Genomic DNA, 7,669 nt, shown 5'->3' on the forward strand with positions numbered 1-7,669 from the left:
ACACGTTACAGCTCGACCTTAAACCCTACACAAGAGTGGCGTAAGACATACTCCGGTATGCAGCCGTGTTGACGGTGTAGATAAACCCAGAGAATCACTGATTGTCGCAGGTTTTTAGTAGCGGTAGAAGAAAGACTTCCATCATGGTCACTGCTACATAGCGTGTCAGATTGCTGGCCAGGTAACTGGATTTTTCGGAGAGTTTAACGCGGGCGTTTTTGAACAGTGCTATAGAGTCACTGGCGTCATCTTTGATCGATGCAGAACTCGAACTGCCCAGAATGTGTTCCTGGGTATTCAGGAGAGCCTGGTAGCTTTCATGATAAAGGGATTCGGTGACAGCTTCACTGGATTGCCTGACCAGATTGATTGAGAACGGGAAAATAATCACCAGCAGCAGTACGGTAATTACGGCACCTTCACCAAAGCGAATCAGTGACATATGCCAGCGGTTTTTGGCGGAAAGCCAGGTATCGGCAATCAGGATTGACAGAAGACCTGCTTGGCCAACAAGAATCAGCCAGGGAGTTAACCACTGAACCAGCTTCAGGGTATTGTCGATCACATGGAGAGCCAGCAGGTTGAACAGAGCAAAGTTTCTGCCATAAGCCGCCAGGTCGGTTGCCTGGGCAACGATATTGCCCAGCTGGATGTTGGCATCAACGATAAAACTGATGCCAAATTCACTGCTCTGTAAAACCAGGAGCCCGGCATGCAGTTCGGACAGAGTGAGCGTCATGGATTCAGCACGATCTTCAGCGCTGTCAATAAATGCATCATTGGAGTGAAAAAGGTTACCCAGTAGCCGCTCATCCAGAGAGGCCAGCTGACCGGTACTTGCCAGCCAGGAAGTGCAAACAGCAAGAACCAGCATTAACAGCAGTAAAAGATACTTAAACCACAGAGAACCCTTGTTTGCGATCAGGGTATGAGTCTGGCTGGTCATATCTGGCAGTCTCCCAGTGCGAATAGTGTTTTTCATTGCCTTTGAAGCGGCTCTGATCTACAAATCCAGAAACACCTTCGGTTTTTCCCTGATCTGTGAATTGCCAAAAAGCCCAGTTGATACTGGCAACATCCGATCTTTCGTTGCTGTAATCGCTGATCCAGACGGTGTAATGGCTGAAGGTCTCTTTTAAATATTCATTCCAGAAGTTTTTATCGGAATAAATGATGGGGCGACAGCCCATGATATTCTCAACAAAAATCAACCAGCTTTTTACGGACTGTTGAAAAGCAGCGATATCATTATCAGGCGCGACTTCAACATCCAGAACCGGGGGCAGGGTAAAATTCAGTTTCTGAACGGTAGCAATAAAGTGCTTTGCCTACTCCAGACCATCTTCATCGGGTGGATAGAAGTGGTAAGCACTGTAGGCCAGATCGGTGTCATCGATACGGCTGATGTTTTGGGTGAAATCCGGGTCAATATAGTCAGTCCCTTCAGTGGCCTTCACAAAAGCAAAATGAAAGGATTCGGAGACCTCTTCCCAATCAACGTTGCCCTGATAATGGGAGGCATCAATGCCAGGCAGATTAGTGGCAACCGTTTGTTTTTCTGCAGTCGTGCTGGTGCTGGCTTGTATTGTTGAGGTTTGGGGAGATTGATCAAGAAGATGAATAGCACTGCTGTCGAGCCAGTGAATAATGGCTAGCAACAGCAGGGCATCCAACAAATAAAAGCCGTAGCGTTTGGCTGTCTGGGGCATCAGGGTTCCATCCTTTGAACCGTTGATACTGCATGATCCGATCAATGTAATCAGGGCGACATTGACTGAGAAAATTCTTTTCAGCTAATGCTAATGTCGGCCGTTAGATCATGGTTTTAACCAGATTGCGCCGAGTCAGCCAGGAAGTCATGAATATAGCCAGAAGGTGCAGGCCGACAAAATAATAGAGGCCATTCACCAGCAGGGCATGCCATTCATAGACGCCGTGTTCAAAGCCAAAGTCGGTGTCCTGTAACCAGCCGGTAAACGCTGCCAGTGCCAGGGTGGACCACATCAACCAGACGGCTATAGCTCCCATCGGGTTGTGACCATCTTCTCCCTGTTGGCGGGTTTTCAGCTCATGAAGATGCTGTTTAATACCCGAGAAAGAAGGTTTGATGTCTTTGAGGCGAGCTGGCTTGGGAGCGAGGGTTAAACCGTAGAGCAGTCTCAGACCCACCAGAGCAAAAATGCTCCAGCCAAAATACTCATGGTACTGATCGCCTCCCTCAACCACGAAATGGTTACTGAGAAAGAGGGCGGCAACCATCCAGTGAATTAACTGGATGGCACGTGGCCATCGAAATCTTTTAGACGTCGAACTCACGATGATACTTCTTCCTGATGTCGTTCAGCTTTTTCATTCTCTGCTTGGCCAGCTTCAGATCTTCTTGATCCAGCGCAGCCTGAACACCGGCCAGACCGGTCAGCAGTTGATCAATACCCTTTTGGAACGCTTCAGGTGCGTCAGCATAACCGGCATTTTTTGCTTTTTCGGCGTGTGTACGAAACTCAGTCACGTAGTTCTGCAGATCTTCAATGGTCTTAGCTGAGCCAGAGCGCTTGAAGTTGAAGCTCATTTTTTTCATTTCAGCATTCAGCTCAACGGCATGGTCTTCGTGAGCGTGAGCAGAGGCAGGCATTGACGCCATGAAGGTAGCGGACAGGGCCAGTGGTATAAAGAGGGCTTTGGCGAGCGATTTCATCTTAACTTCCCGAATAAATATTTTCGCTTGAGCATCATAATGACTCAGGAAAGAAATAAGAAGGCTGGTTGCATAAAACTTTTTGATCCAAAGGCTTTGTTGGATTGAGGTCTGAAAAGTAAGTCTTCTCAAAGTAACGGGTAAAGGTTTGTTACTGAAATATAAAGAAAGGTGTACGACGGAAGGTAGGTATATACACCTATGCTCGACCAGTGGCAGAATAGGAAAAAGTCAGACAGCGAGGAGCTGCTGATAGTGAAGAGAGTCATCCAGGGAGAAAGGAATGAAAAGAGTGCAGTTTTTCACAAATGGTGAAGTGACGACTTACCTTGACCAATATGCACGCACGTATCTGGAAGAGCAAAGGCAGCTGTTTAATCAAGGGTTTCTTACTGTGGGTGATATCATTGAAACCCATGATATTAATGAAGCGTTCGATCTTCATAAGAAAAACTATGGAAGTGATGTAAAAGCCTATTCTACATTGAGTCTTCTGGCAGGCTTGACAGCAGCTCTATAGCAATGAGGGATCTGGCAGATTACTAAAGTGTCTGCCAACTTCGAACACTGTGTCAGGGAGATCAGAGGAAGTGGAGTTGACCCTTAAAGAGATAGTTGCCAGCGATCTGTCTGAGATTCTTGAATTAGCCGAGTCGGTGAATGAGGAGCATGTCATTCCATGTTTGAATCCTGAAGGGCAACAGACAATGAGACGTGTGCGCAGATCTGACATTGAGCAAGTCATTAATAAGGACGTTTATACAGCCATTAAAGCTGTCGCAGAAGGCAGAATTATTGGTTATGTCGCCTGGCGACAAGGTCGTTATATCGCTCAACTCTATGTAAGCACCGAATATCAGGGGCTGGGTATTGGCAGACAGTTAGTGACTGAAATGCAAAGGATCAGTGGCGCCGAAACGATTGAGCTAAAAGCATCCATCAATGCTGTTGGTTTCTATGAAAAACTGGGGTTTAAAGCTACTGAAGAAGAATTAGAAAGCAGTGGTATTCGTTACGTACCCATGAAACGAGTTATCTGACACTCTTATATGAAAAGTAATAACGGAAAAATCACCTTAAGGTATTGTCTTTCTATGCAGTAGAAAAGTCACTTCGTTAATAGAAAGCTTAAATACAACAGGCTCCTTGGATAATGAATGAGATAGGCAAGCTCAGCGTATGATTTAGCAAGGTTGGTTATAGAGCATCGAGAAGGGTAACTGATGAAAAGAGATAATGTAGATATCAGATCGGTTTCGGTACATGATCTTGATCAGTTAATCTTTGAATGATTATGATTTTGACAGGTCTTGTTTTAGATAACACGACTGTTTCTAGATAATATCTTTTTTCTGCAAACTTATTTCTGTTAACTTACATTTATGCCTATCAATTCTGCTGATTGAAATGCATTTTCAGAGTGTTAACATTCTATTGAAACAAGGAAAGAAGACATTGAATAATAAAAAACAATTGTTTGCAGGAAGCTGTCTGGCTATTACTTTACTGGCATCACATATATCTGCTGATGTTGTCGTTATTGATGATCATATTGTTAACGGGTCAGAGTGTGTCGGTGTTAGTTGTGATGACGGTGAAATCTTTGATTTTGATACGCTTAAACTGAAAGCGGAAAGCCCCAGTATTTTCTTTCAAGATACCAGTGTTTCGGCCTCGTTTCCCACGAATGACTGGAGAATGGGGATGTCCGGGCAGGTACAGACCAGTGACAGTATTTTTTATATTGAAGATGCTGACAGTCAGAATAAAGTGCTGCAACTGTCTTCAACTCCTGAGGGCGGTGTAGCCATTGGAGCAGGAGCAGAGTTGGTTGATAGTGCTGTTTCAGTAGGGGCGGCCGGTAATGAAAAACGTGTAGCCAATGTTGCCCAGGGTGTGTACGACACAGATGCTGTCAATCTAGAACAGTTCAAGGCGTTTGAAGCCATAGCGCAAAGCGAGAATCAATCGAATATCGATACATTGAATGGTGAATTAACTAGTTTACAAGGTCGTTTGGACAATCTTGGTAGTCGTCTCGAGAGTATTGCTGAAAGGCTTGATGCCCTGAGTCAATAACGTTCAATGATCGTTATCCTGACTTGAAATGTATAACAGCTATAACCATTCGAGAATTTTATGTTACCGAAAAAGATTGTGTATTTGGGGTTGTTAATACCCCTTGGGGGGTCTGCTGCTGTTGTTAAGAATGATGATCTGATCGTTCAGGGCAACAAGTGTGTGGGTCTTGATTGCGTTAATGGTGAGAACTTCGGTTCTGACACTTTTAAACTCAAAGAGAACAATACCGGCATCCGATTCCATGATACAGCTCTGGCTGATGGTTTGGGCCAAAGCTGGAATCTTGAAGCGAATGCTTCGAATAATGGCGGTCAGAACTATTTTGATTTTATGGTCAAGTCAATAACCAAGGATTCGGTATCCTTGAGTGATGGCACAGCTACAGCCTATGACTGCTCGGTACCTTTTGATCCAACTCAAGCTGATTTTGGTTTCATACCCGCAGGTGAGCCTGTTATCCGTATTGATCCGGTTCCGGGAACATGCGCTCCTTTTCCTGATTTTCAGTTTTGTGAATACACCTGCTCAGAAACTCCGGATTATTCTGTCGCTTCTGTATTGAAAATGGCTAAAAATGGCCAGCCGACCTTTGCTGCAGGTACCGCTATAGGTTATCAGTCGAGAGTGGTAGAGGGGGCGGTTTCCGTTGGCGCTGAAACTCTTTTACGACGGGTTGCTAATATTGCCAGCGCTTTGAACGATACTGATTTGCTGACTCTGCAAAGTCTCAATGAATATGACCTGTTAGATTCAGAAAAACAGCTATCCAATGAGTTGTCTAAGCAATTAGCTGAGTTTGAAGCTCAGGTCACAGAACTTGAAAAGCAGCTTGAGAGTCTGGAAGCCAGAAATATCCCTATAGCTTTGGTGGCAGGTCTTTCTGAAAAGCCCCCTCGTTTACCTGATGGTACTGTAATCGATACCTCCAGGGGAGGGGATATGACTTCAAGATCCCGGTGGGTAAATAATGTGCGATTGAAGTGGTTCACTCATACATTGCAGCTGGCTATTCGCTTACAGTCTGTCAACATTAGTCTCTCTTGTTCCGTGTTGGGATATGCTGAGAGAAAGTTGAGCGGCAGAAATGCCTGGTTTGAGCAGGACAGTAACGCGACTGCCCGTTTGAAAGAGTCGCTGGTGCAAATATCGACGCTCTATCAGTGCAGATAGTGAATCCATAAGAACGGTTGGAGTCAAAACCTTATCTTCAGGGTGTGTTGCGATAACTGGGTTAATTATTCCTGCAGGCTAAGCGACCATAATGCAGTTCCAGTAACACCTCTGAAGAGTAGCCCGCTCCCATGATATCAGTCGAAATATATCCTTTGGACTCTTCCTTCCACTGCAGCTGTTATCTCAGCTAACTGCCAATCGGTAACAGGTGTATGGTATAGATAAGGTCATCACACCTCTGATATGAAATTCCTTATGACTTACGACGAATTCAATGATTATTGTGCTAGCTTCAAGGCGACTTCTCACGTTATTCAATGGGGAGACTCCCATGTATGGAAAGTGGGAGATAAGGTATTTGCCGTAGGTGGTTGGGGAAAAGCAGATAAGCCCGCTTTCACCTTCAAGACCTCAGAATCCAACTTTCATTTCCTGTCTGAAAAGCCGGGCTATCAGCCGGCTCCCTATCTTGCCTCTCGAGGAATGAAATGGATTCAGCAGTTTGATGTGCCCGGGGATGAGGATGAAGAGTTAAAATACTACATTACTGAATCCTATCGTATGGTTTCACTGGGCCTGACCAAGAAAAAGCAAAAAGAGCTGGGTCTGAATCAAAACGAATAACTGAAGTATCATCAGTCAAAGATCAGGGTGCTATTGAGTTCATTACTTTCACTTCTTGTATAAAGATCAATCTTAAAGAATCAGCTCGAAAATAATTAAATCAGATGAAAAGGGTAGTGCTATCAAGCTGTAGGGAATTACACTTCTGCGTCTGAATCTTCAGCAGTTAGAAGGATTGGCATGATAAGACAATACTATCTTGGTCAGGTATTTCGAGGGCGCGTTCAGCAGAGCTTTGGTTTTGAAACGGCGATTCAAAAATCAGAAGTGAATGAGGAAATTTATCTTTCCTTCGAAGGTTTGCAAGGCGATGAGTCTGCTGACAGGCGACATCACGGTGGCCCAGAGAGAGCATTGCATCATTATCCTTCTGAACACTATACCTATTGGAGCAAGAAGTATGGTGAGCCAGCTAAATGGAAGCCCTCAGGAATGGGAGAAAACCTGAGCTCAGCAGGTATGACAGAAGACACTGTTTGTTTGGGTGATCGTTACCAGTGGGGTGAGGCAGTCATAGAAGTGAGTCAACCTCGCTCACCCTGTCACAAACTCAATAAACGCTGGGGTATTGATGGTTTGTCTGTTGATATGCAGGGCAACAGCCGTTGCGGTTGGTTATACAGAGTCATTCAACCTGGTGCGGTGAGTGCTAACAAACCATTGGAATTGATTGAGCGGGTTAACCATGCCCTGACAATACTGGAAGTTTGTGAAAGTTTTTTTGGGGACCCGCTTGGCAAGAATGGACTTGAGGCGCTAAAGCACCAAAACAGGTTGTCGGAGAGCTGGAAGGATAAAGTCATAGAGCGCCTGGAGACAGGAAAAGTAGAGAACTGGAATTTTCGTTTATTGGGGCATGCCTGAACGATCATTTGAACTTAGTGTGGTCTCCAGTTCTCTACTATCTCATTCAGGGGGCTGACAAAGATGAAGGTCGGGACTGAACTGGAATTGCTCTTTTATTCCTAACACTCGATTCTGCAGTTTTTCTCACTTGACAATCAGGCTGCATCCAATAATTCAAATTTCCCAGCATGAGATTTGAGTGATTCCGTAGGCTCCCGTTTACCAAGATCTCGCCCCGCCATATGCCTA

At 44.9% G+C, this 7,669-nt stretch carries 9 protein-coding genes and 1 pseudogene; 6 read left to right on the plus strand and 4 right to left on the minus strand.

Features of this window, described 5'->3' with window-relative positions; genetic code table 11:
• Positions 1 to 94: 94 nt before the first annotated feature.
• The 4 genes and pseudogenes from ACR2PX_RS16125 to ACR2PX_RS16140 all read right to left on the minus strand — a co-directional run bounded on the left by ACR2PX_RS16125 (position 95) and on the right by ACR2PX_RS16140 (position 2,695).
• Complete coding sequence (locus ACR2PX_RS16125; RefSeq protein ID WP_434000379.1) at positions 95 to 946, minus strand: hypothetical protein; 852 nt, start codon at positions 944 to 946, stop codon at positions 95 to 97.
• A pseudogene (locus ACR2PX_RS16130) lies at positions 894 to 1,709 on the minus strand (glycoside hydrolase family 25 protein). The gene ACR2PX_RS16125 and the pseudogene ACR2PX_RS16130 overlap by 53 nt, the downstream one beginning before the upstream one ends.
• A gap of 103 nt (positions 1,710 to 1,812) precedes the next feature.
• Positions 1,813 to 2,316: a cytochrome b/b6 domain-containing protein gene (locus ACR2PX_RS16135; protein ID WP_434000380.1), complete on the minus strand. Its 504-nt coding sequence runs from the start codon at positions 2,314 to 2,316 to the stop codon at positions 1,813 to 1,815.
• A complete protein-coding gene (locus ACR2PX_RS16140; RefSeq protein ID WP_434000381.1) occupies positions 2,300 to 2,695 on the minus strand; it encodes a cytochrome b562 in 396 nt (131 codons plus the stop codon). The genes ACR2PX_RS16135 and ACR2PX_RS16140 overlap by 17 nt, the downstream gene beginning before the upstream one ends.
• Positions 2,696 to 2,978: 283 nt before the next feature.
• On the opposite strand from ACR2PX_RS16140, the gene ACR2PX_RS16145 reads away from it, so the two are divergent.
• The 6 genes from ACR2PX_RS16145 (at position 2,979) to ACR2PX_RS16170 (ending at position 7,438) form a co-directional block, all read left to right on the plus strand.
• Complete coding sequence (locus ACR2PX_RS16145; protein ID WP_434000382.1) at positions 2,979 to 3,215, plus strand: hypothetical protein; 237 nt, start codon at positions 2,979 to 2,981, stop codon at positions 3,213 to 3,215.
• A 70-nt stretch (positions 3,216 to 3,285) separates the two neighbouring features.
• Positions 3,286 to 3,735, plus strand: coding sequence for a GNAT family N-acetyltransferase (locus ACR2PX_RS16150; protein ID WP_434000383.1), 450 nt, complete (start codon positions 3,286 to 3,288; stop codon positions 3,733 to 3,735).
• A 415-nt stretch (positions 3,736 to 4,150) separates the two neighbouring features.
• Positions 4,151 to 4,774 carry a hypothetical protein gene (locus ACR2PX_RS16155; RefSeq protein WP_434000384.1) on the plus strand — a complete coding sequence of 208 codons (624 nt, stop codon included), beginning with the start codon at positions 4,151 to 4,153 and terminating at the stop codon, positions 4,772 to 4,774.
• 60 nt (positions 4,775 to 4,834) lie between these two features.
• Positions 4,835 to 5,947: a hypothetical protein gene (locus tag ACR2PX_RS16160; RefSeq protein ID WP_434000385.1), complete on the plus strand. Its 1,113-nt coding sequence runs from the start codon at positions 4,835 to 4,837 to the stop codon at positions 5,945 to 5,947.
• A gap of 258 nt (positions 5,948 to 6,205) precedes the next feature.
• Positions 6,206 to 6,574 carry an MmcQ/YjbR family DNA-binding protein gene (locus tag ACR2PX_RS16165; protein ID WP_434000386.1) on the plus strand — a complete coding sequence of 123 codons (369 nt, stop codon included), beginning with the start codon at positions 6,206 to 6,208 and terminating at the stop codon, positions 6,572 to 6,574.
• A 180-nt stretch (positions 6,575 to 6,754) separates the two neighbouring features.
• Positions 6,755 to 7,438 (plus strand): MOSC domain-containing protein, encoded by a 684-nt coding sequence (locus ACR2PX_RS16170; RefSeq protein WP_434000387.1) that lies wholly within the window; start codon positions 6,755 to 6,757, stop codon positions 7,436 to 7,438.
• Positions 7,439 to 7,669: the final 231 nt, after the last annotated feature.

Source organism: Endozoicomonas sp. (assembly GCF_051008435.1).
GTDB lineage: Bacteria > Pseudomonadota > Gammaproteobacteria > Pseudomonadales > Endozoicomonadaceae > Endozoicomonas_A.

Coding starts and splice junctions, on each gene's coding strand:
- ACR2PX_RS16125 (WP_434000379.1), bottom strand. CDS start 946: ATGACCAGCCAGACTCATACCCTGATCGCAAACAAGGGTTCTCTGTGG.
- ACR2PX_RS16140 (WP_434000381.1), bottom strand. CDS start 2,695: ATGAAATCGCTCGCCAAAGCCCTCTTTATACCACTGGCCCTGTCCGCT.
- ACR2PX_RS16145 (WP_434000382.1), top strand. CDS start 2,979: ATGAAAAGAGTGCAGTTTTTCACAAATGGTGAAGTGACGACTTACCTT.
- ACR2PX_RS16160 (WP_434000385.1), top strand. CDS start 4,835: ATGTTACCGAAAAAGATTGTGTATTTGGGGTTGTTAATACCCCTTGGG.
- ACR2PX_RS16165 (WP_434000386.1), top strand. CDS start 6,206: ATGACTTACGACGAATTCAATGATTATTGTGCTAGCTTCAAGGCGACT.
- ACR2PX_RS16170 (WP_434000387.1), top strand. CDS start 6,755: ATGATAAGACAATACTATCTTGGTCAGGTATTTCGAGGGCGCGTTCAG.